Annotated in this window: 1 protein-coding gene; it reads right to left on the minus strand. The window is 78.7% G+C overall.

The annotated features are described in order from the left end of the window. The coding region (locus ACLQ21_RS15760) for a hypothetical protein (protein ID WP_425664918.1) at positions 1-254 on the minus strand (254 nt) is incomplete at both ends.

Raw genomic sequence — 254 nt, forward strand, 5'->3', positions numbered from 1 at the left:
CGCTCCACGCCCCGATCGGACTGCCGCAGCTCCGCCGCCAGCACCGACGCCGCCTCCCGCAGCCCCGCCACCGCCGGGCCCGGCTCCTGCTGCACCCGCGCGAAGCGGGCGGCCAGCAGCTCCCGCTCCTCCGCCTCGAGCCGTGCTCGCTGCGCCTGCAGCGCCTTCACCCCGCCCGTGAACTCCTCCTCGCGGCGCAGCCACGCGGCAGCCTCCGACTCGGCCGGACCGGGCAGCTCGGGCATCGCCATGCG

It is taken from the genome of Agrococcus sp. DT81.2 (assembly GCF_049844935.1).
Lineage (GTDB): Bacteria > Actinomycetota > Actinomycetes > Actinomycetales > Microbacteriaceae > Agrococcus.